The organism is Microbacterium sp. KKR3/1 (assembly GCF_021272365.1).
GTDB lineage: Bacteria > Actinomycetota > Actinomycetes > Actinomycetales > Microbacteriaceae > Microbacterium > Microbacterium aurugineum.
On record NZ_JAJSDW010000001.1, the window covers coordinates 2,123,245 to 2,149,328 of the forward strand.

The following is a 26,084-nucleotide window of genomic DNA, read 5'->3' on the forward strand; positions in this document are numbered from 1 at the left end:
ACGGGGCGGGGTCAGAGGACGTCGCGCTCGGCAGGGTGGTGGCAGGCGACGCGATGGGTGGGGGCGGAGGTCAGAACCGTCGGCGCTTCGAGAACGGGCACGACCTCGGCGCAGATCTCGGTGGCCTTCCAACAGCGGGTGCGGAAGCGGCATCCGCTCGGGGGCGACACCGGGCTCGGCACGTCACCGGTGAGCACGATGCGCTCGCGTGCCCGCTCGGCTCGGGGATCGGGCACCGGGATGGCCGAAAGCAATGCCTGGGTGTAGGGATGCAGCGGCCGCTCGTACAGCTCGTCGACGGGTCCTTCCTCGACGAGTCGGCCGAGGTACATGACCCCGACCCGGTCGCTGAGGTGCCGCACCACGGAGAGGTCGTGCGCGATGAAGAGGTACGTGAGCCCGAGGTCGCGCTGCAGATCGTCGAGCAGGTTGAGCACGCCCGCCTGCACGCTGACGTCGAGCGCACTGACCGGCTCGTCGAGCACGATCACCTCGGGTTCCACGGCGAGCGCCCTGGCGATGCCGAGACGCTGCCGTTGTCCGCCCGAGAACTCATGCGGGAACCGGTCGGCGTGCGCGGGGTCGAGCCCGACCTGCGCGAGGAGTTCTTCGACGCGGCGGTCGTGGTCCCCACGGTGCAGCCCGTGGATCACGAGCGGTTCGGTGAGGGTCGCCCGCACCGACTTGCGCGGGTTCAGCGAGGCGTACGGGTCTTGGAACACGAACTGCACGCGGCGACGCAGGGCCCGCAGGCGCGTCCCCTCGACCCGGGTGATGTCGTCCTCGCCGAGACGGATCGACCCGCCGTCGCTGGACTGCAGACGGGCGACGCTGCGTCCGAGGGACGACTTACCGCATCCGGACTCGCCCACGAGCCCGAAGGTCTGCCCGCCCTCGATCGACAGACTCACCTCCGACACGGCCTGCACCACATCACGGGTCCGACCGAACAGACCACCGCCGACGCGGTACTCCTTGACGAGGTCCTGCACGGTGAGGCCCGCGCTGCGGACCGGGACGCTGAGGGGCGCGCTCATGAGACGATCTCCTTCTGCCACTCGCCGACCCGCACGCAGGCGGCCGTGTGCTCTTCACCGACCGCGACCGGTGCGGGCACGGCCACGTCGCAGAGGCCGACCACGGCGTGGGCGCAGCGCGGTGCGAAGCGGCATCCGACCGGCCAGGCCGTCGCCACCGGGGGTTGCCCGGCGATCTGATAAAGCCGTTCGTCCCGCGACGCCCGCCGGTCGATGCGCGGCAGCGAGGCGAGCAGTCCCGCGGTGTACGGGTGCGCGGTCTCGTAGAACAGCGGGTCGACGTCGGCCGTCTCGACCAGCCCGCCCGCGTACATCACGAGCACGCGGTCGGCGGTGCCGGCGACGACCCCGAGGTCGTGCGTGATGAGCAGCACCGTGGTGCCGGTCCGGCGCTGGACCTCGCGCAGCACCTCGAGCACCTGCGCCTGCACCGTCACATCGAGCGCGGTCGTGGGCTCGTCGGCGATCAGCAGGTCGGGTTCGTTCGCGATGCTCATCGCGATCATGACGCGCTGCCGCATGCCGCCGGAGAACTCGTGCGGATAGCGGTCGACGCGCAGGTCGGGCGAGGGGATGCCGACCAGGTCGAGCAGCTCGACCGCCCTGGTCCTGCGCTCGGCCGCCGTCGACTCCGGCCGGTGCACGCGCACGGCCTCGATCAGCTGGTCCCCGACGCGCATGACGGGGTTGAGCGCGGTCAGGGCGTCCTGGAACACGATCGCGATGTCGTTGCCGCGGATCTCCCTGAGCTCCTCATCCGAGAGCCCGACGAGCTCCTGTCCGCGGAAACGGATCGACCCGGTGACGACGGCCTTCTTCGGCAGCAGGCCCATGATCGCCATCGCGGTCATCGACTTGCCTGAGCCCGACTCCCCCACGATGCCGACCGTTTCGCCCTCGTGCAGCACGAAGGAGACTTCTTCGACCGCTTTGGCGAGCCCGGCATCGGTCGGGAAGCTGATCGACACGTCCTCGACCGCGAGGAGCACCTCCCGCCCGCTCACAAGTTCTTCCCCTGCGGGTCGAGCGCATCGCGCAGTCCGTCGCCGATGAAATTCACGCACAGCACCGTCACGAGGATGAACAGTCCGGGGAAGTACAGCAGGTACACCTGGGGGGTTCCGACGTAGCCGGCGGCCTGGCTCAGCATCGAACCCCAGCTGGTCTGCGGCGGCTGCACCCCGAAGCCGAGGAAGCTGAGCGTCGACTCGGCGATGATCGAGGAGGCCACGGCCAGACTCATCGCGACGGCGATCACGCCCGCGAGGTTCGGAAGCAGGTGCGAGATGACGATGCGCGGGCCCGACGCGCCGATGCCCCTGGCCGCGTCGATGAAGTCCTTCTCCCGCAGCGAGAGCACCTGCGCGCGGACGACGCGGGCGATGTACGTCCACCCCAGCGCCGTGAGCGCGAACACGATCGTCGTGGGTGACGGCCCGAGCCCCTGCAGGATCACGGCGAGCAGCGCGATCGCCGGGACGATCAGGAACAGGTCGGTGATGCGCATGAGCAGTTCGCCGATCCAGCCGCCGACGTAGCCGGCGATCGCCCCGACCGCCGTGCCGACGAGCGTGGCGAGCAACGCCACCGCAAGCCCGATCGCGAGGGACACCTGACCGGCGAAGAGGATCTCGCTGAAGTAGTCGCGCCCGAGCTCGTCGGTTCCGAGCCAGTGCTCCGCCGACGGCGGCGTGGGTCCGAGGAGCAGGTCCTGCTGTCCCTGCGCATACGGCGCGATCAGACCGGCGCCGAAGCACGCGATCACCAGGACCACGAGGACCACCAGGCTCACGACGCCGAGCCGGTGCCGCAGGAAGCCCTTCAGCAGCTGGCGGGTGGGAGCCTTCTGCGGGTCCTGCTCGGTGAGCAGCTCCTCGCTCCCGGCGATGCCTGCACCACTCATGACAGCCTCACTCTCGGGTCGAGCACCGCGTAGGCGATGTCGGCGATCAGGTTGCTGAGGACCACCGCGACCGCGACCACGAGCATCCACGGCAGCAGCACGAACACGTCACCGGCGACCAGGGACTGCAGGAACAGCCGCCCCATGCCGGGGATCGCGAAGATCTGCTCGGTCACGACGAGTCCGCCGATCAGGATCGCGGCATCCAGCGCCACGACCGTCACGAACGGCGCGAGGGAGTTGCGCACCGCATGCCGCCAGATGACCTGTCGTCGCGGGACGCCCTTGGCTCGTGCGGTGCGCACGTAGTCGCTCGACAGCGCATCGAGCATGGCCGCGCGCCCGAACCGGCTCCACGACGCGACGAGCGCGATCATCAGCGCGGCGACCGGCAGCACCAGATGGCGGATGTAGTCGAGCGCTCCGGTCTGCCCCGGGGAGTGCAACCCGATGAAGAACAGGGGCGGCTCGCTGAGCCCGAACTGCTCCTTCGGCCACACCGCGAAGGTCTGGATGAGGATCAGCCCGAACCAGAACGCCGGCATCGCGATACCGATATACGAGGCTCCGGTGAGCAGGTTGTCGCCGAGCGAGTACTGCCGCACGGCCGAATAGACGCTCACGCCTCCGGCGATCAGCACGGCCACGACGAGCCCCCAGAACGCGAGCTGGAGCGTCGGCCACAACGCTTCGCCGATCAAGGGCAGCACGGGAGTGCCGGTGCGGGTGCTCACCCCCCAGTCGCCCGTCACCATCGCACGCAGCCAGAGGAAGTACTGCTCGGGGATGGAACGGTCGAGCCCCAACCGCTCGATCTCCCGGGTGATCGCTGTCGGATCCTGCGCCTGCCGGAGCTTCGCGAGCGGATCGAACGTCGAGCGCACGGCCCAGAACAGGATGAACGAGGCGACGAGGATCACCGGCACCGAGTACAGCACTCGCCGTGTGATGAAGGTGATCACGTCGTCGCCCCGTCCCTGTCCTGGCTCTCGAACCCGGTCGGCGTCAGCCGGCCAGACCCCATTCGGCGAGGTTCCAGAACGGACCCTCGACCGGGTTGATCTGCAGGGGGCCGCCGACCGTCTCACTCCACAGCAGCACGTTCGGCACCGTGTCCAGCGGCAGCGACGGCACGTTCTCCGCGATCAACGCGTCCCCCTCGTGCGACGCCGCGATGCGGGCATCCGTGTCGATCTCGCTGTCGACCTGGCCGAGCAGGTCATCGAGGCCCGGGATGTCGACGCGGTAGAAGTTGATGCCGGAGTAGCCGTTCGCCTCACTCGGGATGTTGACCGAGGAGAACGTCGAGCTGAGCGTGGGGTCCGGGAACGTGTCCACGAGAGCCCACAGGCCGGCCTGGAAGTCACCCTGCGGCGCGGTCGTGCCGAACAGGTCGGCGGGCGTCACCTGGTCGATCGTCATCTCGAACCCGGCATCCGCGAGCTGCGACTGCAACACCTGCACGGTCAGGTCGCGGCGCTTGTTGCCGGCGAGGGTCTTGACCGCGAAGGTGGCCGTCTCGCCGTCCTTCGCCCACACGTCGTCGGAGTTCTTCGACCACCCGTCGCCTTCCATCAGCTCGTCGACCTTGTCGAGGTCGAGCGTGTACCGCGAGAAGTCGTCGGCGGCGAACGGCGCGACCATCGGGGAGTTGAAGCTCTGCTGGGCTTCCTCGATGCCGAGGCTTCCGAACAGGCGCTTCACGATCGCGTCGCGGTCGATCGAGTACGCGAGCGCCTGACGCACCGCGACCGAGTCGAAGGGGGCGGCGGCGTTGTTCAGCCAGATCGCCTCGAGGTTGCCGCTGCGCGCATCGACCTGGGACCGGATGCCGGGCAGACCCGCCTCGATCTGGGTGAGCGCGTCGAGCTGCGGCGAGGGGTAGAGCGCGCTGACCTGACCGCTCTTGAGCGCCTGGAACGCCGCGGTGGTGTCGGGCAGGAACAGGAAGGTCACCCTGTCGAGGTGCGGCTTCTCACCCCAGTAGTTCTCGTTCGGCACGAGGGTGACCGAGGTGCCGCGGGTCCACTTCTCGATCTTCCAGGGGCCGCCGCTGAAGTCGTAGCCGTCGGTCATGAGTGCGGCGCGGTCCTGCCCTTCGAGCAGGTGCGACGGCATGATGCCGTAGACGCTGAACAGTGTGCGCCATCCGGCATACGCGGAGTCGAGCGTGACGACCGCGGTCTGCGGATCGCTCGTGTCGACGGCGGTGATGCGGTCGTAGCCGGTCTTGTCGAAGATGTCGTCGCCGTCACGGATCTGCAGCGCGGTGTAGGCGAAGTCTGCCGAGGTGATGGGCTCGCCGTCCGACCACACCGCTTCGGGGTTGATCGAGTAGGTGATGGTCTGCGTGCCGTCGGCAGCGACCTCGGCCACCGGCTCCTCGGTGACGAGGTCGGAGGGGACGGGCACCCATTCCTCATCGACCTGGCGGGTCTGGAAGACGGCGGGCATGGTCGGCACCTGCATGACGTAGGTGCCCCAGATCGACCCGGCGCACGTGGCGATCCAGTCGGTGCAGTCGGGCTCCTGCTCGGCGCCGATCACGAGCTCGCCACCGTCGACGACGGCGACCTCGCTGGGTTCGGGCGTCGCGGACGACGGTGCGCAGGCGGCGAGGGAACCGACCAGCGCGGTGACGGTCAGCGCGGCGATGAGCACGCGGCAGGATGCGGGTACAGCGGTGCGAAGCAGTGATTTCGACATGGACGGATCTCCAGTGATCGTGCGACTGAGGGACAGTGCGAACGTGCTGTCGTGCGGGTATTGGTCCGACTCTAGGACTGACCGGAAAAGATAGCAAGCCTTTTAGTCAATGTTCGTGACTAGTGGAGAGATTCGTTGTCCCAACGCTCGCCGGCGAGGGTCCGCAGGGCGAGTTCGTGCATGCGACGCTGGTCGTGCGAGGCACCCTTCAGACCCGTGGGCTCATGCCCGCCCTCGAAGATCTCGAGCACGGCGTCACCGCCGCGGGCGCGCAGGCGATCGACGTAGCCCTGCACTCCGATGACCGGGGTGCGGGTGTCGACGGAGCCCTGATTGACCCAGACGGAGGCCGTGACGTCGTCGAGGTAGGTGATGGCCGAGAAGCGTTCGACGAGCTCGGGCGGGACCCATGAACTCCACACCGTGCGCACCGCGGGGTTCATGGCCTCGATCGTCACCGACCAGTCGGCGACCGCCACGTGGGCGAAGCCACCGGCGAACAGCCCGGGGAGACGGCCGACACTGAGCAGCGTCATGTGCCCGCCGTAGGACGCCCCGGTGATGAACGTGGAAGCCGGATCCGCGAGGCCCTGCGCGCGCAACCAGTCGATCGCCGCAGCGACATCCTCGATCTCCCGGTCGCCCCCGACATTCCAGAAACCTTCGCGGAACGCACGCCCGAACGTCACCGAGCCGCGGTAGTTGAGCGACGCGTAGGCGAAGCCGGCATCCATCCAGGCTTGCGCGGACGGGTTGTAGTGATCGACGGCGACCAGGTTGGGGCCGCCGTGGATCTCGAGCACGGTGCCGATCGGTGCGCGCCCCGCGGGACGCCCCGACCACAGCTGCACCGCGGTGCCGTCGGCGCTCGTGACGAGGGTCGACGTGAGCGGCTGCCCGGGAGGGACCTTCGCGGATGCGATGAGGGTCGCCTCGTGCCCGTCGGCGGAGACCTCGGTCACTCGCAGCGGCACGTCCCAACTCGAGCGCAGCGCTCGCACGGTGCCCCCCGGTGCGTAGTACGACGTCCAGTAGTACGGATGCAGGCTCGCGACGTCCGGCTCCGCGAAACTCCCTCCTTCGAGCACGCTCCGTGCCGTGCCGTCGGCTTCGTCGAGCTCCAGCAGCCGATGGATGCCGCCGTCGACGTGCAGCGCGAGCACCCGCCCGGCAGCGGCGTTCCAGTCGAGGGCGATCACCTCTCCGGCGAGGTGGGGCAGGTCGAAGTCGTGCCGCTCGCCCGTGCGGACATGCCAGATGGCCGGACGCGAGAAACCGCTGCGCTCGGTGTTGAGGAGCAGGCGTTCATCCTCGGCCTCCGAGGAGAAGCCGACGGCGCGGACCGGCCCGGCCGGCAGGTCGTCGAGCGTGGCGACGGGCGTGCCGCTCACGGCGTCGACCACCGTGATCAGCGGACGACGGATACCGGGGTTGTGGGCGGTCGTGTCGATCGAGACCAGCGAGGCGTCGGCCGACGGCCGACCGAACCAGGCCTCGACGGGGTGGGAGTAGACGACCTTCGGCTCACCCCACGGAGCCGCCGGGATCACCAGCACGTGGAAGCCGTCTTCATCGACGACGGTGGCCACCAGGGCGGAGCCGTCGTGCGACATCGTGAGGCCGCGCAGGACGTAGGGCTCGCGGCCGGGGGTCAGTGCGACGCGCTCACGACCGTCGAGCGAGGTGGCGACGAGGGTCCCGACCTCGGAGCCGCCGCCGTCGTCGAGGTCGACGATCCACCGTCCGTCGTTCGTGACGATCGCGCCCGTGCTGACTTCGAAGGGCAACGGCTCCCCCGGGGCGTCGGGTGCATGCCAGAGGCGTCCGCGAGCACCGTCCGGATGATTCTCGATGACCAGGGCAAGGTCTTCCGCGCCCGAGGCGGGGCGCACGGTCATGAGGTACGGCACGGCGAAGCGCTCCTCGACCGCATCCGTCGTCGGCTCTTCCGGGCTCTGCAGCATCCTTGCTCCTTCTCACCTGGTCAATGACGTTGACTATAACACTGGCTAGTCGATACGGATAGTGTCCCGCCACCTTGTCGATGCCACTGACAGACACCGTGACGACGGTGGGGTACCGTGATCTCTGCGTGACCGATACGCGACGACGAACGGAGTGCCCCGATGGCGACACGGAAGGCCGCGGAACCGGCGAAGACGCCGACACGCGCCACGAGCTCGACCACCCGCCCACGCCGCGCCCGCGATTCCCTGAGCCGCGACATCATCGTCGCGGCCGCCGACCGGGTGGTCGAACGGGAGGGGCTCGACCGGCTCACCTTCCAGGCGATCGGCGAGGAGCTCGGCGCCCACCCGACCTCGATCTACCGGCACTTCCGCGATAAGGACGAGCTGCTCCTCGCCCTGATCGACACCCTCCGCGCCCGCTCCTACAGCGGCGGCCTGGTGGCGACCGACGACTGGCTCGACGACCTGCGACGGCAGGCGCACCTGATCCACGACCACTACATGCGCTACCCGGAGTTCGCGTTGCAGATGGCGCTGCGCCGCCCTACCGACTTCTCGTCGATGGAGTTCTCGATCGGGGCTCTCCGCCGCGGCGGGTACGACCGTGAGCAGGCTGCGCTGTACGCCCGTGCGCTCGGGCAGCTGATCCGCTCGGCGTCCAGCATCCAGGCCGCCCTGACCGCCCTCCCCTCCGACGTCCAGGACTCCGACGAGCTGACCTGGCAGATGGACTTCCGCCGGCTCGACCCGGAAGAGTTCCCCGCGATCACCTGGGCCGGAGACACCCTCCCCGCGGTGCGCGATCCGCGTGCCTGGGAGACCGCCCTCGACCTGCTGCTGGAGAGCATCGAACGGCACGCTCCCGGGACCTGACACCCGAGCCCGTGTGCGCGCCTGGAGGGACACACGCCCTGAAGGAGAACACACATCCCGAAGGAGAAGACACGTCCTGAAGGAGAACACACGCCCTGAAGGAGAACACACATCCCGAAGGAGAAGACACGTCCTGAAGGAGAAAACACGTCCTGAAGGAGCGTTCTGGGCTAGGAATCCTTCATAGCGAGAGATCTCCTTCAGGATGCGGGCGTGCGAGCGGATGACAGCTCGTCGAGCATGCCGGCGAGCAGGTCGATCCGCTCGATCATGGAGTCGATCGAGACCCACTCGTGGTCGGCATGCGCCCCGGCACCGCGGGGTCCGAGACCATCGAGGGTGCGAGCACCGACGGCTGCCGTGAAGTTGCCGTCGGAAGCACCGCCGGCCGACACCGCCTCGACCTCCGGATGACCGAGCCGTTCGGCGACGAGCCGCGCGCAGGCCAGCAGGTCGACCGATGAACGCTCCTCCATCGGCGGACGGTTGATCCCGCCGCTGACCTCGACCCCCACTCCCTCGGTATGCGGGTCGAGGTCCTGCATCGCGGCATCCACCCGCTCCAGCTCGTCGAGCGTCCAGGCCCGGACGTCGACGCGCACCTCCGCGTGCTCGGGGATGACGTTCGTCGCGGTTCCCGCGTGGGCGACCGTGGGGCTGACCGTGGTGCCGCGCTCCTCGTCGGCGAGCTCGGGCAGCGCGAGCACGTGGTGCGCCAGCTCGATGAGGGCACTGCGCCCCTTCCACGGCTCGAGTCCGGCATGTGCCGCGCGCCCGGTGAGCGCGACGCGGTAGATGCTTCCGCCGCGGCGGGCGATCTTCAGCGCCCCGTCGAGGCTCGGCTCCAGCACCAGCACGGTGCCTGCGCGAGCGGCTTCGCGTTCGATGAGGGCGCGCGAGGTGAGCGAGCCGACCTCCTCGTCACTGGTGAGCAGCACCGCGACCTCACTGGGATGAGCGACGCGTTCGAGCGCCGCGGCCATGATCACGATGCCGGCCTTCATGTCGAAGACCCCCGGGCCGGTCGCGCGGTCGCCCTCGAGCCGGAACGGCCGGTGCCGGATGGTGCCCTGGGGGAACACGGTGTCGAGGTGCCCGAGCAGCAGCACCGACGGCGCGGACCCCCCTCGCCACAGCAGATGCTCGACCCCGTCGACGCTCTCGATCTCGCCGCGCACCCCGAGCACGGGGTCGATCCAGGAGCGCACCAGAGCCTGCGCCTCGGCGAGCGCAGCGACATCCCCGGTCGGCGTCTCGATGGACACGAGTGCGTCGAGGCGTTCGATCGCCTGGGTGCGGACGTTCATGCCGCGACCGCCTCGGCGAGGAAGACCCGGAGCGCGGCCGCCGTGGCCCGCGGCGCCTCTTCGGCGAGGTAGTGATCCGCGTCGACCGGTGCGCCGGTGACCGCAGGCGCGTAGGGAGTCCACGCCGCGCGCACATCGAAGTTGCGCCCCACGTAGCTGTGCTCTCCCCACAGCGCGAGCACGGGCACGTCCACTCTGCGCCCTGCCATGCGGTCTGCGCGGTCGTGGTCGAGGTCGATGCCCGCTGCCGCGCGGTAGTCGGCGCCGGATGCGTGGACGGTGTCGACGTCGAAACAGCGGAGGTACTCCGCGTAAGCATCGGGCAGCCGATCACCGTCATGTCGGCGTCCGGTGAAGCGGCTGCGCAGCCAGGTCTCGCGGTCGGCGGAGATGAGCGCTTCGGGCAGCCCGTCAGCGCGCGCGAGGAAGAACCAGTGGAAGTAGGCGGTCGCCATCTCGCGGTCGACGTTCTCGAACATGTGCAGCGTCGGCACGATGTCGAGCACGGCCAGCGCCGTCACGGCCTCCGGATGGTCGAGCGCCATCCGATGCCCGACCCGCCCGCCCCGGTCGTGGCCCACCACGGCGAAGCGTTCGAAGCCGAGCGTCCGCATCGCGAGGACCTGATCCGCCGCCATCTCACGCTTGGAGTAACGCTCGCCGCGCGGCTTCGCCGAGTCGCCGTAGCCGCGCAGATCCGTCGCGACGACCGTATGTGTGGTGGAGAGCTCCGCCGCGACCTCCTCCCACATGGCCTTGGTCTCCGGATACCCATGCAACAGCAGCACGGCGGGGCCCGATCCACGGACTTCTGCGGCGATGCCGATGCCGTCGCAGTCCAGCGTCATCGTCGTGCGGGAAGGGGTCATCATCGTCCACTCGTTCCGGTCTCGCTCGCGGACCATGCGCGGCCCAGTCATCAAGTCATTCTCGTTGACTATACCGCTGACCAGAAGAAGCGCCAGCTCCCGTCGCACTTTCGCACGCAATCGGACCGAGAGACGCGCGAAAGTGCGACGGGAGCTGAGGGTCGATCAGTCAGGGAAGCGCAGGACCGCCCGGACCCGCACCGGGCACGGGATAGTAGACCGGCGGGGCGTCGTCCCATGCCGACGGCAGCATCAGCAGGTCGTCATAGTGGTGCATCGCGATGCCGCCGAACGACGCGTCTCCCTCGAACGCCGCGTACGTCTTGTCGAGCTCACCCTCGAGGTAGGTGCGCCCCTCCTCCCAGAACGTCACCGTCTCCGGGTCGCCCGTACCGGAGAGGTCCTTCGTCTCGATGCCGACCACGACCGAGTTCGGTTTGCCGATCTGATTCGCGTAGTCGATCTCGTGCTGCGCCTGGGCGATGATCCCCGCGCCGCCCTCAGCCGTGTCGCGGTAGTCCATGATCGCGATGTAGTCGGTCATGTCCTGGACGTGATCACTGAGCGCCTTGGTCTGCCCGTTCCAGGTGATCGTCGTGCAACAGGCCGACGAGTCCAGCCAACGCGGGATGGCAGGACCGACGAGCACGGGGAGCCCCGAGGCGTCACGGCGCTCGATCAGCGTGTCGAGGATCTCGAGCCACCGATTCGGAAGGCCGCCGTTGCCCGCCTCCTTCCAGGCACTGAGGATGTACGGCTCGATGTCGACGTTGATGCCGTCGAAGCGCGCCGCCGCAGGAACGGCCAGGTTGTAGTCGAGCACCTTCTCGAACTCGTCGACCGCGAAGTGCTCGAACTGCTCCAGCGCACCGAGATACGGCGGGCGGGTGCCTCCCGCGACCGTGGCCTGCACGTGGTATCCGCGCCCCCGCGCCCACTCGACGAATGCTGCGACCTCGGCCCGCGAATCGCGCAGCATGTCGGTGGAGCCGTACTTGTCGACGCCGAGGTAGATGGTGCGGATGGGGTCGGATCCGAAGGTCACGGTGTCATCCATCACGGCGCCGAGCCGATCGCGGGCGTCCTGATCGAAGACGGCCTCGTAGGAGGCGCGCTCCCAGATCCACAGAGCCCGGTCCTGGTCGTAGACCGCCGGAGCGACGGGGGTCGCGCCGCCGAGCGCGACATAGGTCGTCGAGGAATCCGCGCTGTGCCCCGAGGAGTCCGTCGCCCGTGCCTCGATGCTCGCGAACCCGGACCCGCTCACCGGGAAGGACGCCGCATAGGCGCATCCGCCCTGAGCCGTCGCGCTCTGCCACGCACCGCCGTTCACGCGCACCTCGACGACATCGAGCGGACGGCCCGAGTCGACATCGACCTCGACGTCCAGAGTCGCCCCCGCGTACGCGCCCTCATCGGGCGAGGTGATGGTGACGACCGGCCGGGAGGCTGCGGGGTTGTCCACCTCGACGGCGAGGAACTCCGACCAGGTCGTGTAGAGCGTGGTGAGATCGCGCGCGCGGACGGCGAGGTCGAGTCGCCCGTCGACGTCGGCGATGTCGAGGTCGACGGTCCACGTGCCCTGCGTGCCGGTGACGGGGATCGGAATGAGCTCCTGCGCCCCCACCACCAGCACCAGCTCGGATGTGTTCGCGAATGTGCCCTCGACCGTGAGGGTGGACCCGCTCACGGCGTCGCCGTCGACGGGCGAGGTGATGGTGAGCTCGGTCGCGACGGCCTGTGCGGGGGCGGGTGCGCCCGCGGTGACCGCGCCTGCGGCGAGAAGGCTCGCGGCGACAAGCACCGAAAACCAGCGTGTGCGTCTCATCAGTGTCTCCTTCCGCTCCGCTGATTGCGGAGGCGTCGTGACTGCCACCGTGACCCGGCACCCGGCGAGGGTCAACGATCCGCCGCGCAGGAGGAAGGAATCGAGGAAGGACTCGGGCGTTGCGCGTCGTCCTCGTGCGGTGCGGAGAGCGTCAGATCCTTGCCAGAAGGCCCCTGAATGAATACGGTTGCATTGGAGGACGTGCGGTAGTCGGTCCCAGGGAGGGCGACATGGGAGCTTTTCCGAAGACGCAGCCGCTGTTCGTGAGCCTGGCGCAACAGCTCCGCACTCGCATCACGACCGGCGAGTGGTCGACCGGTGAGCGCCTGCCGACGGAGGCGGCGCTGGCGGCGTCCCATGCCGTCGGGGTAAACACGGTCCGCCGTGCGGTCGGGATGCTGGTCGAGGAGGGCATCGTGGTGCGCCGACAGGGCTCGGGCACGTATGTATCCACTCATGACGGACGCCCGCCCGCGGTCATCGGGGTGATCGTGCCGTCGCACGGGTACTACTTCCCCACCGTCATCGGCGGGATCACCGAGGTCACCGCGGCTGCCGGAGCGACGGTACGGGTCGAGTCCAGTGAGTACGACGACGCCCTCGAGGTCCGCCACATCCGCGCGCTGCTGACCGCGGGCTGCACGGGACTGCTCATCACGCCCACCCTGCACCTGACCGACCCCTCCGCCCGGCTCGACCTGCTGCGTGCGCTTCCGATTCCCGTCGTGCTGATGGAGCGTGTGCCCCGAGATTCCCCGCCCGACGACACCCTCTCCGCCGTGTGCACCGACGTCGTGGCGGGCGGGTATGCGGCCGTGCGCCACCTCGTCGGACAGGGGCGACGGCGCATCGGCTTCCTCGGACGCCGCGACACCGCGACAGCCGACGCGGCGTGGCTCGGGTTCTGCCGCGCCGTCGCCGACCTCGCGATCGCCGACCTCCCCCGGGCAACCGCACGTCGCGACGCATGGTCGACAGCGTCGCTCGCCGACTATGCGGAGACGGCGCACTCGCTGCATCTGGACGGGGTGGTGTGCCTCGGCGATCGCGAGGCGGTCGCCCTGCTCCCCCATTTGCATCGCAAGGGCCTCACCGTTCCCGACGACGTCGCGCTGGTGGCCTACGACGACGAGGAGGCAGCGGACGCGGTGGTGCCGCTGACCGCGGTCTCGCCGGCGAAGCGCGAGATCGGGCGCCTGGCCGCATCGACGCTGCTCCGTCGAATCGCCCGGTCGGACGGTGGTGCGCCGGTGCGGATGATGGTGCAACCCACCGTGCGCGTCCGAGCCTCGACGGCTTCTCACGACCCCCGTGGTGTGCAACCGCTTGCACCCACACCGATCGCATCCTAGATTGGTGTGCAGGGGCACACTCGGCCCCCACGCACACCAGAGGTGATCCGTGCCAGCCACCCCGAGCCGCCGCTCTCCCCGCGCCCCCGTACGCATCGTGCACCTCGGACTCGGCGCGTTCCATCGGGCCCATCAGGCCTGGTACACCGCGCACGCCGATCCCGACCGGGAGTGGGGGATCGCCGCATTCACGGGGCGCTCACCCGCCGCAGCCGCCGCGCTCGAGCGACAGGACGACGTGTACACACTGCTCACCCGGGGCAGTCGAGGGGACACCACCGAGACCATCGAGACCATCGTCGCCGCGCATGACGGCGCCGACACCGATGCCCTGTGCAACTATCTCGCCCGCGCCGAGGTGACGGTGGTCACCCTGACGGTCACCGAGAAGGGCTACCGCCGGGCGACCGGTGGCGGTCTCGACTTCGACGACCCGGAGGTCGCCTCCGACCGGAGCGTGCTCGCCGCCGCGTTCACCGCGGACACGCCGGCCGTGGCGCGGGGTGCGCTCGCGACCATGCCCGGGCGACTCCTGTGGGGACTCGAGGCACGTCGCCGCGCCCTGCCTGACGCGACCATCGCACTGATTCCCTGCGACAACATCGATGACAACGGCCCCGCCCTGCGTACCGTGCTGCGCGATCTCGCCAACACCCTCTCGCCCGCTCTCGGCGACTGGCTTGAGACACAGGTCGATGTCGTGAGCACCTCGGTCGACCGCATCACTCCGCGCACCACGACGGAGGAGATCGACGCGGCGGCGGCGCGCATGGGCGTCCGCGACGACGCCCTGGTGATCACGGAGCCGTTCCACAGTTGGATCCTCTCGGGGACGGTGCGCGGCACGCGCCCGCGCTGGGAGGATGCCGGTGCCGCGTTCGTGTCCGACATCCGCCCGTTCGAGCGGCGGAAGCTCTGGCTGCTCAACGGTGCGCACTCGTCGCTCGCCTACGAGGGGCTCCTGCGCGGGCATGAGACCGTCTCCGACGCGATCTCCGATCCCGTGTGCGCCACACGGGTGCGGGAGCTGTGGGACCTGGGGGAGGCGCTCCTGGCATCCGCAGGATCCGACCTCGACCTCGGCAGCTACCGTGACGCACTCGTGGAACGGTTCTCGAATCCGGCCATCGCCCATCGACTGCGGCAGATCGCGAGCGATGGCAGCGTGAAGCTGCGCGCACGCGCGCTCGACCCGCTGCGGCGTGCGCGGGAGCAGGGCCACGACGACGCGGCCGCTCGGGGTCTCATCGATGCATGGGCGCGCTTCGTCGTGGCCGAGACCCGCGCCGGACGCGTCCTCGACGACGTCGCGGCCGCCGAGCTGACCCGCCGCGCCCGCGCCGCGGATCCGCACCTCGCACTGCTCGACTTCCTCGCCCCCGACCTCGACCTCGGCGCCTGACCATTGCGGGCGCGAAAACGGTCCTCCGGATGCCTCCGGAGGACCGTTTTCGATCCCGCAATGCGGCGCCGGAGCGTCAGCCCTTCACAGCTCCCGCCATCATGCCCGCACCGAGGCGACCCTGCACGATCAGGAACAGGATCACGACGGGCACCGAGATGAGTGTGGCACCGGCCATGATGCCCGCCCAGTCGGTGGCCGAGAGCTCGCTGCTGAACGTCTGCAGCCACAGCGGCAGGGTGGCGTTACCGGGCTTGGTCATCACGACGAGCGCCAGAGTGTATTCGTTCCACGCCTGCAGGAACGCGAAGACGGATGCCGTGACGATCCCGGGCCCGAGCAGCGGCAGGGTGACGCGCATGAACGCTCCGAAACGACTGCAGCCGTCGACCATCGCTGCCTCCTCGAGATCGGCGGGGATGCCGTGGATGAATCCGCGCAGCAGCCACACGGTGAAGGGAACGACCGTGCCGATGTAGAGCAGCGACAGCCCCCCGACCGTGTTGAGCAGGTGCCAGCCGTCGAGCATACGGAACTGCGAGATGAAGAGCGCCTCGGTCGGGATCATCTGCACGATCAGGACGAGCAGGATGATGACGCCGCCGCCCTTGAACCGGAAGCGGCTCACGGCGATGGCCGCGAAGAACCCGAACAGCACCGCGACGACGACCACGACCGCGGTCACCCCCGCGCTCATGCCGAGGGCCGACCAGAAACCACGGTCGGCCAGAATCCCCGCGAAACTGTCGAAGCTCAGCGGGAACGGGAAGAACCGCGGTGTGCGCGAGAAGAGCTCCTCGTTCTCCGACAGTGCGGTGTTGACCATCCAGTAGATCGGGAAGACGAGCAGGAAGGCAGCCGCGACGGCCACGCCGTTCCAGGTGCGACGGCGAGTGTCGTTACGGTTGCCGAGCGTGCGACGCGCGCGCACGGGCACGACGGCGGGGATGTCGGTGGTCTTGGTCATGGTCGGGGCGCTCATTCCGAGACCTCCTTCTGCTGGGCGAACATCTTGGCGATGTACTTCCAGGTGAGCAGCAGGGTGAGGATGAGCACGATCGTGGCGAGCGCGGACGCGTCGCCGTACTCCCCCTGGCCGATGCCGATCCGGTAGATGTAGGTGCCGAGGAGGTTGGTCTCCTCGATCGACACGCCGGCCTGCTGGAGTACGTAGATTTGCGTGAAGACGCGCAGGTCCCACACGATCTGCAGGAGTCCGACGATCATGACGGCAGGGGTGATGAGCGGGAGCGTGACGTTGCGGAAACGCGTCCACGGTCCCGCCCCGTCGAGTTCCGCGGCCTCGAGCACTTCCGCGGGCACCTGGGTCAGGGCGGAGTAGATCATGAACACGATCAGGGGGAGGCTGCCCCAGATCACGGTGATCGCGGCGATCGTGAAGACACCCATCGGGGTGGACGTCCACGGGTAGCCGGCCATGTCGGGGAACCCGATGCGCGCGAGGACCCAGTTCACCAGCCCGTAGCGCGCATCGAACAACCACTGCCAGATGACCATGGTCACCAGGGCCGGGGTGGCCCAGACCAGCAGCAACGTGACCTGCAGCGCGATGCGCGCCCAGCTGCTCACCTTCGTCAACAAAAGGGCGATCAGCATCCCCATGACCATCGACAGCGAGGCGCACACGGCGCAGAACACCACGGAGCGGAAGAACACGACCCACATGTTGGGATCGGTGAGGATCTTGCCGTAGTTGGCGAGGCCGACCCATTCCGGTTCGGCGCCGAACTGTTGCGCCAGTCCGAACTTCTGCAGCGACATCAGGAACTGCTGCAGGAGCGGCCATCCCAGGGCGACCAGAACCGCGGCGATCAGCGGGGCGATCAGCAGGTACGGGAGCAGCGCTCCCCGCACGCGACGCGGACGCGTGCGGGGAGCGGGCTGCCGCGGGGCCGCCTCAGGGGCGACCTCAGCTTCGAGCACAGGGGTGGCCATCATCAGTCCGCGTTGAGGGTCTCTTCGATCTTCGCGCCGATGCGGGCGACCACGTCGTCGATGTCCTCACCCTTGGCGATCGCCGAGTACAGATCGACCGGGATGTTGTTGCCTTCGACGATCGCCCAGTTGGGGGCGGCCGGGGTCAGTGCGCTCGTCTCTGCGATCTGCTGCTGCAGCTCGGCGTCGACGATGCCGTCGGGGATCGACGAGGCGTACTCGGTATTGCCGGGCACCCAGCCGGAGTCTTCGGCGAGCTGGCTCATGAAGTCCTCGCTGAGGATGAGTTTCATCGCCTTCTTCGCGAGTGCCTGCTGCGAGGAATTCGCAGAAATGCCGACATTGGATCCGCCGAGGAACTGGTGGCTCTCGCCTCCGGCCTCCACTGGCGGAAGCGCCATCACGCCGGTGACATCCGCGAGCTCGGGAGAGATGCTGTCCTGCGCGAACACGCGGTAGGAGAACATCGCGACCTCGCCGTTGTTGTAGGGCACCCAGGGGTTCCCTGCGGTCTCCTTGGCATCGAGCGCCCCGAGTGCGGAGCCCCGCCAGATGGTCTGCATCTGCTCGAGCGCGGCCTTGGCCTCGGGGGTGTCGAGACCGCTGACCCAGGCACCGTCCTGCTCCTCGGCGTAGTTCGCACCATGCGAGAAGAGCCAGCCCTCCAGGCCGTGCACGTCGACGACCGGGAAGTAGATGCCCTTGAAACCGTCGACACCGTCGGGGTTCGCCTGCTGCACCGTCGCGGCGGCGGCAACCAGATCGTCGAGTGTCTCCGGTGCTTCGACCCCGGCCTTCTCCAGCAGGTCGGTTCGGTAGAACACCACACTCGTCCCGGCATAGAGAGGGTAGGCGTAGGTTTTGCCGTCGAGAGTCGCCTGCTCGACGAAGCTGGGGATCAGGTCATCTCCGCCGACCTCGTCGTACAGGTCGGAGATGTCCGCGAGAGCGCCGACATTGGCGAAGGTCGCGGTCTTCGTGTTGCCGATCTCGACGATGTCCGGCGTCTCGGAGGCGCTGGCCAGAGATGTCTGCAGGCGCGAGACGATGTCGTCCCACGGCTGCATCTCGACCGTCAGGGTGGAACCGGGGTTCTGTGCCGCGAACTCGTCTTCGAGCCAGGCGACCGCGTCGTCGGACACCGAGTCCTGCATCAGCCAGACGCGGAGGTCTCCGCTCTCGGCCTCGCCATCGCCGTCGCCGCTGCCGGAGCTGCAGCCGGTGACGGCGAGCACTGCGGCCAGCGAAGCGGCTGCCGCGATCAGGGTGCGTCTTGCCATTCTCGTTCCTCCATGGTCTTCCTCGACGGACGCGGAGAGGGCGCCCGATGAACGGGTGGTTCAACCGAATCTCACGCTAACGTGCAATCGGTTGCATTACAAGGGCTTCTTCATTGAAGAGGGTGTAACGGTTTTGTTTCTGTTGTATTTCCAGGCATCTTTTCACCACCGTGCACCCCGGGGTACCTCGATCATCCGCGGCTCGAGGTCCGGTTGTGCACTGCGTTGCACGCCTCACGCCGGCAGGGGCGCTCCCGCGCGGGCGACCTGCTCCAGCACCGCGATCGGTGCGAGGAGCTGCGCGTCCGCGATCGGGCGCACCCCGGTCGCGAGCATGCGGACGAAGGCATCGACCCCGGGCTGCACGTAGTCGTGTCCGAGCACGATGTCGCGACTGACGACGCCGTGTGCTCCGACCGCGGTGGCGCGGAACGGCACCTGACCCTCCCCGTCCGGACGGATGAACTCGAGCGTCACGAGCACACCGCCCACTCGGTACCGTGCGACGAGGCCGCCGCGCAGTCGCTCCACCACGACGTCCTCCGGCTCCCCAGGAACAAGACGCTGTGCGACGTCGGCGATGTGGATGCCATAGAAGAAGATGCCGCTGTACGGGCTCGCCGCATCCGCTGGGCCGGTGATGGTGACCGCCTGCAACTCGCCGATCGTCGCGAGATCCTCGGCGACGGCCTCCGTGTCGGGGACCCAGCGAAGGGCGGATGACGAGGTGAGGGTCGTACCGCCGCGATCGGCCGCGGCGAGGATCTCCCGCGCGTCGGACACGCTCGCGGCGAGCGGCTTGTCGACCCACACGGGCGTCCCCGCCTCGAGGAACGGCACCGCGTGTGTCCGATGGAGCGCGCCGTCGCGGGAGGTCACGATCAGGGCGTCGACACCACCGAGCAGGTCGGAGGATTGTGCGGCGATGCGATCGATTCCTCCGAGATCCGCGAGCTCCCGCGTACGCTCATCCTCACCCGCGACCAGTGCGACGACGCGCACCGGCACATCGGTCGGCTGCTCGACGTTGAGGTAGCGGATGATCTCTTCGGCGTGACTGTTCTCGATGCCGACGATCGCGACGTTCTTCGTTTCCATGTTCCAGATCCTCTTTCACTCGTGAAGATCGACGGGACGACCCGTGCGCGCCGACTCGTAGACCGCGAGGACGACCTGGAGCGCTCGTCGTCCGTCGTCGGTGGTGATCGCGGGACGACGCCCCTCGCGGATGGCCGCGATGACGTCGAGGTACTGCCGATGATGCGCCACGTCGACGTCGCTCCACCCCTCCGGCACGTCGTGCTCGACGAGCGCATCGGGGTCAGGCTCCGCAGCAGTCGCGGAGGCGAAGAACGACAGACCGTCGTTCTCCATGACCGCCGTCCCCGCGGATCCATGCACCGCGAGCCGGACCGGCAACCCGGGATAGGCGGCGGTGCTCGCCAGCAACAGGCCGATGGCGCCGCTCTCGAACTCGATCGTGGCGCCGGCGACGTCCTCGACCTCGATGCCCTCGTGTGCGAGGCGGCCGGTCTTCGCGCTCACCGAGACCGGGGTACCGAGCATCCACAGCAGGAGATCGAGAGCATGGATGCCCTGGTTCATGAGCGCACCGCCGCCGTCGATCGACGCCGTCCCGCGCCAGTCACCCGACTCGTAGTACTCCTGCGGCCGGAAGAACGCCGACTCGACGACACCCGAGGTCATGCGCCCGAGCGCCCCCCGGTCGATCGACCGGCGGATGAACGAGGCGACCGGTTGGAAGCGGCGCTGGCTGATCACCGAGACCGTACGTCCGGTGGCGCGCTCGGCCGCCTGGACCCGATCGGCGGCGTCGAGGGTCACGTCGATCGGCTTCTCGACGATCACATCGACCCCCGCCTCCAGCGCCTCGACGACCGCATCCGCATGGAAAGCGCTGGGCAAACAGATCGATGCGATGTCGATCTGCTCCGATCGGTACGCTTCTGCAGCCGAAGAGTGGAAGGGGACGCCGTGGGCGGCGGCGAGCGCACGTCCGCGCTCCTCGTCGAGGTCGACGACGGCCACCAGGCGTCCCTCGTCTCCGAGCGCTGTGACCAGGCGGGCATGGACGGCACCGATCACCCCCGCGCCGACGATGGCGATGCGCAGCGGTTCAGACATGATGGCTCCTGTCGTGAGGTGGAGAGACGGGGGATCAGTCGGCGGCACGTGCCCAGGCGAGCACCGCGCCGCCCTGGTCTGCAGAGGCCTGAGCCAGCAACGCCAATCGCGTCGCGAGAACCGAGGCGATCGTGCCCACATCGGGCGTGCGACCTTCGGCGAAGGCGTCCAGGGCCTCTTCCGCCGGACGGCGCGCCGGCGGAAGCTCGAGCACGCGCAGAGGCCGCTCGTCCGTCGTCACCTCGACCCGCCCACGTGCCCAGAAGAGCTCAGCGGTGCCGCGCGTACCGATCAGCCGAAGACGATAGTCGCCGTGCACCTCGGAGGCCCGAGGTGTCAGCCAACTCACTTCTGCGGAGACCACGGCGGTGGAGGTGGTGAGGGTGGCGGTGCCGAAGCGGGCGAAGCCCTCCGCTCCGTCGAGCGGGGCCGAGACCGCCCCTGAGACGGTGCCTTCGATGGCCGGAGCGAACAGCAGCGCCGCATCGAGGTCGTGCACCGCCAGATCGGCGAGGATGCCACCGTAGCTCTCACGCTCGAAGAACCAGCCCGGTCGCTCCCCCTGCTTGAGCTTGTGCGGACCCGAGGAGGTGATCCCGACGATGTCGCCGAGCTCGCCGGAGCGCACGACGGCGAGGGCGGCGAGCGTCTCCGGGTAGCCGCGCTTCTCGAGCAGGAGGTTGACGGTGCGGCCGGCCTCGGCGGCAGCCTTCTCGATCCGGTCGAGCTGCTCGAGCGACGTGCACAGCGGCTTGTCGGCAAGAACGTGCGCCCCGGCGTGCAGCGCGGCGACGACGTCGCCTGCCCGATTGCCGTAGACGCCGGCGATCACCGCGATGTCCACGCCGAGGGCGAGCAGATCCGCCGCGCTGTCGAAGGCAGGGACGCCGAAGCGGGCCGCGTGGTGCGCGGCGATCGCACGATCGGCGTCCTGCACACCGACGAGCTCGTAGTCGGCGCGGTCGGCGCGCTCCAACTCGTCGAGCACGTAGTCGACGTGCGGATGGGCGGCACCGATGATCGCGATCCGAGGCATGGGCGACAGTGAATCATGCGACCGGTTGCAGTGTCAACCGGTCCTCACGTCGTGGTCGTTCGCGCGGCGTCCGTCGTGGCGCGGACAACCAGGTGCGTGGCGATGGTCACGCGAGCATCCGTCCGCTCACCCGTGGAGAGCACCCCCAGCAGCAGCTCGGCCGCCGCGTCACCCGCCGCCGCGGAGGCGGCGGAGATCGTGGTGAGCGCCGGATGGGTGCCGGAGGCGAGCGTGTCATCGCAGCCGATGACACTGATGTCGCGAGGCACATCGACGCCACGAAGTGCGAGTCCCGCCATCACACCCTGCGCCACGACGTCGTCGAACGCGATCACGGCCGTGGCCCCCGAGGCGAGGATGCCCCCGACGGCGTCGCGCCCGCCCGCAGAGCTCGGGCGCCCCAGTTCCTGCACGATCACTTCGAGCCGCGCACGCTCCGCCGCCCTCGCGAGCGCCGCGCGCCGCTGCTGGTCCGACCACGACTCCCGCGGGCCCGAGAGGTAGACCACGCGTTCGTGACCCAGACGGTGCAGGTGCGCCACCGCCTCATCCAGCCCCCCGCTCGGATCGATGAGCACCCGGGCGAGACGCTCGATGTCGCGGTTGACGAGCACCACGGGGCGTGCAGCATCGAGTTCGCGGATGCGCTCCTCGTCGAGGCGCGGAGAGGCGAGCACGAATCCCTCGACCTGTGCACTCAGCCGCGATGTGAGGTTCGCCTCCCGGTCGGCGATCTCGTCGGAGTCGCCGAGGAACACGGCATACCCCGCTGCGTCCGCGAGCGTCTGCACGCGTCGGACGAGGGGCGGGAAGAAGGGGTTGGCGATGTCCGGGACCACGACGGCGACGTTGCCGAAGCGGCCGGTCGAGAGGGCGCGGGCGGCATGGTTGACCACATAGCCCAACTCTTCGGCTGCGGCCTTGACCCGTCGGACCGTCTCGGGGTTGAGCAGTTCCGGACGACTGAACGCGCGCGACACCGTCGAGCGTGACACTCCTGCCACGCCTGCGATGTCGCCGATCGTCACTGACCCGGATGGCGTCTTCCTCTTGGCTGTCACGACACACACACTAAGCCCGACTGCCGTCCGGCGCGCGATCACGGCCTCCTCCCCGCCGAGGCCGGCCGCGACCGCGCGCAGGAGCACCGCTCGATATGGGGCTTGACTTTGCAAGCGGTTGCATTAGTCTTGCGGATCATGAGCACGACGACGTTCGCCCTGCACACCCACGCCGACCGCACCGCGATGGGTGCCGCCGCCGCGCGCTCCGCGGCACGGACACTGCGCGAAGCCGTCGCGGCTCACGGATCGGCCCGCATGATCGCCGCCGCGGCCCCCAGCCAACTCGATGTCTACCGTGCGCTCGCCGCGGAGCCCGACGTGCCCTGGGACCGCATCACCGTGCTGCACATGGACGAGTACCTCGGGCTCGACACCGAGGCACCCCAGCGCTTCGGCAACTGGCTGCGGGCCCATCTGGTCGACGCCGTGCGCCCGGCTGCGTTCCACCCGATGCGCACAGAGCGGGGCACGCAGGCCGCCGTCGCGGAGTACACCGCCCTGCTCGACGAAGCCCCTGTCGACCTCGTGTGCCTGGGGATCGGAGTGAACGGGCACATCGCGTTCAACGATCCGCCCGACGCCGACCTCACCGACCCGTGCCCCGTGCGCACCGTGCAACTCGACCTCGCCAGCCGCGTGCAACAGGTCGACGACGAGTGCTTCGATACCCTCGACGCCGTGCCCACCCACGCCCTCACTCTCACCATCCCGGCACTGCTGGCTGGCGCGCACCTGGTGTGCGCGGTGCCGGATGCCCGGAAGGCTGAGGCCGTCAGGGCCCTCGTGGAAGAGCCGATCAGTGCCCACTGGCCCTGCACCGTGCTGCGCCGCCACTCGCGCTGCGAGGTCCACGTCGACCGCGACGCCGCGTCTTTGCTGCACCCCGCGGCACTCGAAGCCGCGCAGGCGGCACGATGAGCGTCGAGACCCTGCGCGGCCGCAACGCCCTCGGCGCGGGAGGGCTCGAGGTCGTGATCGAGCACGGTCGCATCCGCTCGCTCACGCCCCTCGCCGACGCGGACGAGAACGCCCCGTGGATCGGGCCTGGCCTGATCGACCTGCAGGTCAACGGCCATCTCGAGGGCGACGCGAACGCCGCTGACCCGTCACCTGCGCACATCTCCGCCATGGCCCTCTCGCTCGCGGTGCACGGCGTGACCCGCTTCCTTCCGACCGTCATCACCGCATCCGCCGAGGAGATGCGCGCCCGCATCCGTGCGATCGCCGACGCCGTGCGCTCCTCGACCGATGTCTCGCGCACGGTCGCCGGCATCCACGTGGAGGGACCCAGCCTGTCCGAGCAGGATGGTCCGCGCGGCGTGCACCCCGCCGCGCACATCCGACCGCCGTCGATCGCGGAGCTGCAGACCTGGTTGGATTCCGCTCCCGGCCTGTTGCGCGTGGTGACCCTGTCGCCCCATCACCCCGGTTCGGTCGAGGCGACGCGATTCCTCGTCGCGCACGGGGTGCGGGTCGCGGTTGGGCACACGCACGCATCGGACACCGAGATCGCTGCCGTGGTCGACGCCGGCGCCACACTCTCGACACACCTCGGCAACGGTGCGCACGCGGTGCTCCCCCGGCATCCGAACTACCTGTGGACGCAGCTCGCCGAGCCCCGTCTCGCCGCCGGGGTCATCGCTGACGGACATCACCTCCCCGACGCGACGCTCGCGACCATGATCGCCGCCAAGCGCGACCACGGGGTGTTCCTCGTGAGCGACGCCGTGGCCACCCCCGCTGCCCTCCGCGATAGCGGACACTCCACCATCGGCGGCGGTGTGCATCTCGCCGAAGACGGCGCGCTGCGGCATGACTCGACGGGGTTCCTCGCCGGGTCGGTGCAGACCCTCGACGTGGGTGTCGCAACCGTCGCGCGCGTGACCGGGTCGCTGGCCACGGCGATGCGCCTCGCGAGCGTGGCACCGGCCTCGGTCCTTGCCGACGGCCCGCACTGGACCGCGGGAGCGCGCGCCGACGTGCTGTCGTTCGACTGGGCTCCCGGCGATGCCCGCATCAGCCCGCGCGAGGTGCGGATCGCCGGCGAGCTCATCGAGACGACGCCCGCCGCACACGCCACCGCAGGAGGGATCGCATGACCATCGACAAGGCCGAGGTGATCGTCACCAGCCCGGACCGCAACTTCGTCACCCTCAAGATCACGACCGCGGACGGAGCGACAGGACTCGGCGATGCGACGCTGAACGGCCGCGAACTCGCGGTGGTCGCCTATCTGACCGAGCACATCGTGCCGCTTCTGATCGGCGCCGACGAGTCGCGGATCGAAGACACCTGGCAGTTCCTGTACCGCAGCGCCTACTGGCGTCGCGGACCCGTCACGATGGCGGCCATCGCGGCGGTCGACATGGCGCTCTGGGACATCAAAGGCAAGGTCGCCGGCATGCCGGTGTACCAGCTGCTGGGTGGCGCCTCACGCCGCGGCCTGCTGGCGTACGGGCACGCCTCTGGCAAGGATCTACGCGAGCTGTTCGACTCGATCCGCGCCCACCAGGAGCAGGGATACCGGGCGATCCGGGTGCAGACCGGGGTGCCGACGTTGAAAGCGATCTACGGGATCGCATCGCAGTCGGCCGACACCGGCGGCGGCGAGGCCCGCTACGACCACGAGCCGGCGCGCCGTGGCGCAAAGCCGGTCGAGGAAGACTGGGACACCCGCGCCTACCTGAACCACCTGCCCGGTGTGTTCGAGGCGGTGCGCAACGAGTTCGGCTCCGACATCCCCCTGCTGCACGACGGACACCACCGGATGACGCCGATCCAGGCCGCCCGACTGGGAAAGGATCTCGAGCCGTACGACCTGTTCTGGCTCGAGGACTGCACCCCGGCCGAGAACCAGGAAGCGCTGCGCCTGGTCCGCCAGCACACCACGACGCCGCTCGCGATCGGAGAGATCTTCAACACGGTCTGGGACTTCAAGGACATCATCCGCGAGCAGCTCATCGACTACGTCCGCGGCGCGGTCACGCATATGGGCGGCATCACAGCGTTGAAGAAGACCCTGGATTATGCCGCGATGTACCAGATCAAGTCCGGCATGCACGGGCCGACCGACATCTCCCCGGTCGGCATGGCGGCGGCGATGCACCTCGGGCTGGCCATCCACAACTTCGGGATCCAGGAGTACATGCAGCACGGCTCCCGCACCGACCAGGTGTTCCAGCAGTCGTTCACCTGGACCGAGGGATACCTGCACCCCGGAGACAGGCCGGGCCTCGGTGTCGAGCTCGACACCGAGGAAGCGGGGAGGTATCCGTACGAGCGGGCCTATCTGCCGTACAACCGCCTGCGGGACGGAACCGTTCACGACTGGTGAACTCGAGGGACGCGACGACCGT

At 69.0% G+C, this 26,084-nt stretch carries 22 protein-coding genes; 6 read left to right on the top strand and 16 right to left on the bottom strand.

What is annotated here, in order from left to right; translation table 11 throughout:
• Positions 1 to 11: 11 nt before the first annotated feature.
• From LVJ59_RS10145 to LVJ59_RS10170, 6 genes are all read right to left on the bottom strand, one after another.
• Positions 12 to 1,037: an ABC transporter ATP-binding protein gene (locus LVJ59_RS10145; protein ID WP_232762910.1), complete on the bottom strand. Its 1,026-nt coding sequence runs from the start codon at positions 1,035 to 1,037 to the stop codon at positions 12 to 14.
• Complete coding sequence (locus LVJ59_RS18095; protein ID WP_232762911.1) at positions 1,034 to 2,041, bottom strand: ABC transporter ATP-binding protein; 1,008 nt, start codon at positions 2,039 to 2,041, stop codon at positions 1,034 to 1,036. The genes LVJ59_RS10145 and LVJ59_RS18095 overlap by 4 nt, the downstream gene beginning before the upstream one ends.
• Positions 2,038 to 2,940: an ABC transporter permease gene (locus LVJ59_RS10155; RefSeq protein WP_131492742.1), complete on the bottom strand. Its 903-nt coding sequence runs from the start codon at positions 2,938 to 2,940 to the stop codon at positions 2,038 to 2,040. The genes LVJ59_RS18095 and LVJ59_RS10155 overlap by 4 nt, the downstream gene beginning before the upstream one ends.
• The gene (locus LVJ59_RS10160) at positions 2,937 to 3,902 is read right to left on the bottom strand and encodes an ABC transporter permease (RefSeq protein ID WP_232762912.1); all 966 of its coding nucleotides are present in this window, start codon (positions 3,900 to 3,902) and stop codon (positions 2,937 to 2,939) included. The genes LVJ59_RS10155 and LVJ59_RS10160 overlap by 4 nt, the downstream gene beginning before the upstream one ends.
• 43 nt (positions 3,903 to 3,945) lie before the next feature.
• Positions 3,946 to 5,646 (bottom strand): ABC transporter substrate-binding protein, encoded by a 1,701-nt coding sequence (locus LVJ59_RS10165; RefSeq protein WP_232762913.1) that lies wholly within the window; start codon positions 5,644 to 5,646, stop codon positions 3,946 to 3,948.
• A gap of 119 nt (positions 5,647 to 5,765) precedes the next feature.
• The gene (locus LVJ59_RS10170) at positions 5,766 to 7,610 is read right to left on the bottom strand and encodes a S9 family peptidase (RefSeq protein ID WP_232762914.1); all 1,845 of its coding nucleotides are present in this window, start codon (positions 7,608 to 7,610) and stop codon (positions 5,766 to 5,768) included.
• Positions 7,611 to 7,772: 162 nt separating this feature from the next.
• Between LVJ59_RS10170 and LVJ59_RS10175 the strand changes: the two genes are divergently transcribed.
• Positions 7,773 to 8,489, top strand: a complete 717-nt coding sequence (locus LVJ59_RS10175) for a TetR/AcrR family transcriptional regulator (RefSeq protein WP_232762915.1) — start codon at positions 7,773 to 7,775, stop codon at positions 8,487 to 8,489.
• A gap of 200 nt (positions 8,490 to 8,689) precedes the next feature.
• On the opposite strand, the gene LVJ59_RS10180 is transcribed toward LVJ59_RS10175, so the two are convergent.
• The 3 genes from LVJ59_RS10180 to LVJ59_RS10190 all read right to left on the bottom strand — a co-directional run bounded on the left by LVJ59_RS10180 (position 8,690) and on the right by LVJ59_RS10190 (position 12,493).
• A complete protein-coding gene (locus LVJ59_RS10180) occupies positions 8,690 to 9,796 on the bottom strand; it encodes a M20 family metallopeptidase (protein WP_232762916.1) in 1,107 nt (368 codons plus the stop codon).
• On the bottom strand, positions 9,793 to 10,668 hold the full coding sequence (locus LVJ59_RS10185; protein WP_232762917.1) for an alpha/beta fold hydrolase: 876 nt from the start codon (positions 10,666 to 10,668) through the stop codon (positions 9,793 to 9,795). Before LVJ59_RS10185 ends, LVJ59_RS10180 begins: the two co-directional genes overlap by 4 nt.
• Positions 10,669 to 10,834: 166 nt before the next feature.
• The gene (locus LVJ59_RS10190; protein ID WP_232762918.1) at positions 10,835 to 12,493 is read right to left on the bottom strand and encodes a hypothetical protein; all 1,659 of its coding nucleotides are present in this window, start codon (positions 12,491 to 12,493) and stop codon (positions 10,835 to 10,837) included.
• A 230-nt stretch (positions 12,494 to 12,723) separates the two neighbouring features.
• Here LVJ59_RS10190 and LVJ59_RS10195 point away from each other — a divergent pair, with 230 nt between their 5' ends.
• Together LVJ59_RS10195 and LVJ59_RS18100 are read left to right on the top strand one after the other, a co-directional pair.
• Positions 12,724 to 13,845, top strand: a complete 1,122-nt coding sequence (locus LVJ59_RS10195) for a substrate-binding domain-containing protein (protein ID WP_232762919.1) — start codon at positions 12,724 to 12,726, stop codon at positions 13,843 to 13,845.
• Positions 13,846 to 13,894: 49 nt separating this feature from the next.
• The gene (locus LVJ59_RS18100) at positions 13,895 to 15,247 is read left to right on the top strand and encodes a mannitol dehydrogenase family protein (RefSeq protein ID WP_232762920.1); all 1,353 of its coding nucleotides are present in this window, start codon (positions 13,895 to 13,897) and stop codon (positions 15,245 to 15,247) included.
• Between the two features lie 76 nt (positions 15,248 to 15,323).
• Here the strand turns inward: LVJ59_RS18100 and LVJ59_RS10205 are convergent, their stop codons facing one another.
• The 7 genes from LVJ59_RS10205 to LVJ59_RS10235 form a co-directional block, all read right to left on the bottom strand.
• Positions 15,324 to 16,229, bottom strand: a complete 906-nt coding sequence (locus LVJ59_RS10205; protein ID WP_081997056.1) for a carbohydrate ABC transporter permease — start codon at positions 16,227 to 16,229, stop codon at positions 15,324 to 15,326.
• Positions 16,226 to 17,206: a carbohydrate ABC transporter permease gene (locus LVJ59_RS10210; protein ID WP_231555067.1), complete on the bottom strand. Its 981-nt coding sequence runs from the start codon at positions 17,204 to 17,206 to the stop codon at positions 16,226 to 16,228. Before LVJ59_RS10210 ends, LVJ59_RS10205 begins: the two co-directional genes overlap by 4 nt.
• Positions 17,206 to 18,483: an extracellular solute-binding protein gene (locus tag LVJ59_RS10215; RefSeq protein ID WP_232762921.1), complete on the bottom strand. Its 1,278-nt coding sequence runs from the start codon at positions 18,481 to 18,483 to the stop codon at positions 17,206 to 17,208. Before LVJ59_RS10215 ends, LVJ59_RS10210 begins: the two co-directional genes overlap by 1 nt.
• Positions 18,484 to 18,717: 234 nt before the next feature.
• Positions 18,718 to 19,581: a Gfo/Idh/MocA family protein gene (locus LVJ59_RS10220; RefSeq protein ID WP_232762922.1), complete on the bottom strand. Its 864-nt coding sequence runs from the start codon at positions 19,579 to 19,581 to the stop codon at positions 18,718 to 18,720.
• A gap of 15 nt (positions 19,582 to 19,596) precedes the next feature.
• Positions 19,597 to 20,628 (bottom strand): Gfo/Idh/MocA family protein, encoded by a 1,032-nt coding sequence (locus tag LVJ59_RS10225; RefSeq protein WP_232762923.1) that lies wholly within the window; start codon positions 20,626 to 20,628, stop codon positions 19,597 to 19,599.
• A 34-nt stretch (positions 20,629 to 20,662) separates the two neighbouring features.
• Entirely contained in the window at positions 20,663 to 21,664 is a 1,002-nt protein-coding gene (locus LVJ59_RS10230) for a Gfo/Idh/MocA family protein (RefSeq protein ID WP_232762924.1), read from the bottom strand.
• Positions 21,665 to 21,708: 44 nt separating this feature from the next.
• Positions 21,709 to 22,725 carry a LacI family DNA-binding transcriptional regulator gene (locus LVJ59_RS10235; protein ID WP_232762925.1) on the bottom strand — a complete coding sequence of 339 codons (1,017 nt, stop codon included), beginning with the start codon at positions 22,723 to 22,725 and terminating at the stop codon, positions 21,709 to 21,711.
• 138 nt (positions 22,726 to 22,863) lie between these two features.
• Between LVJ59_RS10235 and LVJ59_RS10240 the strand changes: the two genes are divergently transcribed.
• Genes LVJ59_RS10240 through manD form a run of 3 tightly spaced genes read left to right on the top strand, consistent with a single transcriptional unit; the run spans position 22,864 to position 26,062 of the window.
• On the top strand, positions 22,864 to 23,646 hold the full coding sequence (locus LVJ59_RS10240) for a 6-phosphogluconolactonase (RefSeq protein WP_232762926.1): 783 nt from the start codon (positions 22,864 to 22,866) through the stop codon (positions 23,644 to 23,646).
• On the top strand, positions 23,643 to 24,827 hold the full coding sequence (locus LVJ59_RS10245) for an N-acetylglucosamine-6-phosphate deacetylase (RefSeq protein WP_232762927.1): 1,185 nt from the start codon (positions 23,643 to 23,645) through the stop codon (positions 24,825 to 24,827). The genes LVJ59_RS10240 and LVJ59_RS10245 overlap by 4 nt, the downstream gene beginning before the upstream one ends.
• Positions 24,824 to 26,062, top strand: coding sequence for a D-mannonate dehydratase ManD (manD, locus tag LVJ59_RS10250; protein WP_232762928.1), 1,239 nt, complete (start codon positions 24,824 to 24,826; stop codon positions 26,060 to 26,062). Before LVJ59_RS10245 ends, manD begins: the two co-directional genes overlap by 4 nt.
• Positions 26,063 to 26,084: the final 22 nt, after the last annotated feature.

Coding starts and splice junctions, on each gene's coding strand:
- LVJ59_RS10145 (WP_232762910.1), bottom strand. CDS start 1,037: ATGAGCGCGCCCCTCAGCGTCCCGGTCCGCAGCGCGGGCCTCACCGTG.
- LVJ59_RS10155 (WP_131492742.1), bottom strand. CDS start 2,940: ATGAGTGGTGCAGGCATCGCCGGGAGCGAGGAGCTGCTCACCGAGCAG.
- LVJ59_RS10165 (WP_232762913.1), bottom strand. CDS start 5,646: ATGTCGAAATCACTGCTTCGCACCGCTGTACCCGCATCCTGCCGCGTG.
- LVJ59_RS10170 (WP_232762914.1), bottom strand. CDS start 7,610: ATGCTGCAGAGCCCGGAAGAGCCGACGACGGATGCGGTCGAGGAGCGC.
- LVJ59_RS10175 (WP_232762915.1), top strand. CDS start 7,773: ATGGCGACACGGAAGGCCGCGGAACCGGCGAAGACGCCGACACGCGCC.
- LVJ59_RS10180 (WP_232762916.1), bottom strand. CDS start 9,796: ATGAACGTCCGCACCCAGGCGATCGAACGCCTCGACGCACTCGTGTCC.
- LVJ59_RS10185 (WP_232762917.1), bottom strand. CDS start 10,668: ATGATGACCCCTTCCCGCACGACGATGACGCTGGACTGCGACGGCATC.
- LVJ59_RS10190 (WP_232762918.1), bottom strand. CDS start 12,493: ATGAGACGCACACGCTGGTTTTCGGTGCTTGTCGCCGCGAGCCTTCTC.
- LVJ59_RS10195 (WP_232762919.1), top strand. CDS start 12,724: ATGGGAGCTTTTCCGAAGACGCAGCCGCTGTTCGTGAGCCTGGCGCAA.
- LVJ59_RS10205 (WP_081997056.1), bottom strand. CDS start 16,229: ATGAGCGCCCCGACCATGACCAAGACCACCGACATCCCCGCCGTCGTG.
- LVJ59_RS10210 (WP_231555067.1), bottom strand. CDS start 17,206: ATGATGGCCACCCCTGTGCTCGAAGCTGAGGTCGCCCCTGAGGCGGCC.
- LVJ59_RS10215 (WP_232762921.1), bottom strand. CDS start 18,483: ATGGCAAGACGCACCCTGATCGCGGCAGCCGCTTCGCTGGCCGCAGTG.
- LVJ59_RS10220 (WP_232762922.1), bottom strand. CDS start 19,581: ATGGAAACGAAGAACGTCGCGATCGTCGGCATCGAGAACAGTCACGCC.
- LVJ59_RS10225 (WP_232762923.1), bottom strand. CDS start 20,628: ATGTCTGAACCGCTGCGCATCGCCATCGTCGGCGCGGGGGTGATCGGT.
- LVJ59_RS10230 (WP_232762924.1), bottom strand. CDS start 21,664: ATGCCTCGGATCGCGATCATCGGTGCCGCCCATCCGCACGTCGACTAC.
- LVJ59_RS10240 (WP_232762926.1), top strand. CDS start 22,864: ATGAGCACGACGACGTTCGCCCTGCACACCCACGCCGACCGCACCGCG.
- LVJ59_RS10245 (WP_232762927.1), top strand. CDS start 23,643: ATGAGCGTCGAGACCCTGCGCGGCCGCAACGCCCTCGGCGCGGGAGGG.
- manD (WP_232762928.1), top strand. CDS start 24,824: ATGACCATCGACAAGGCCGAGGTGATCGTCACCAGCCCGGACCGCAAC.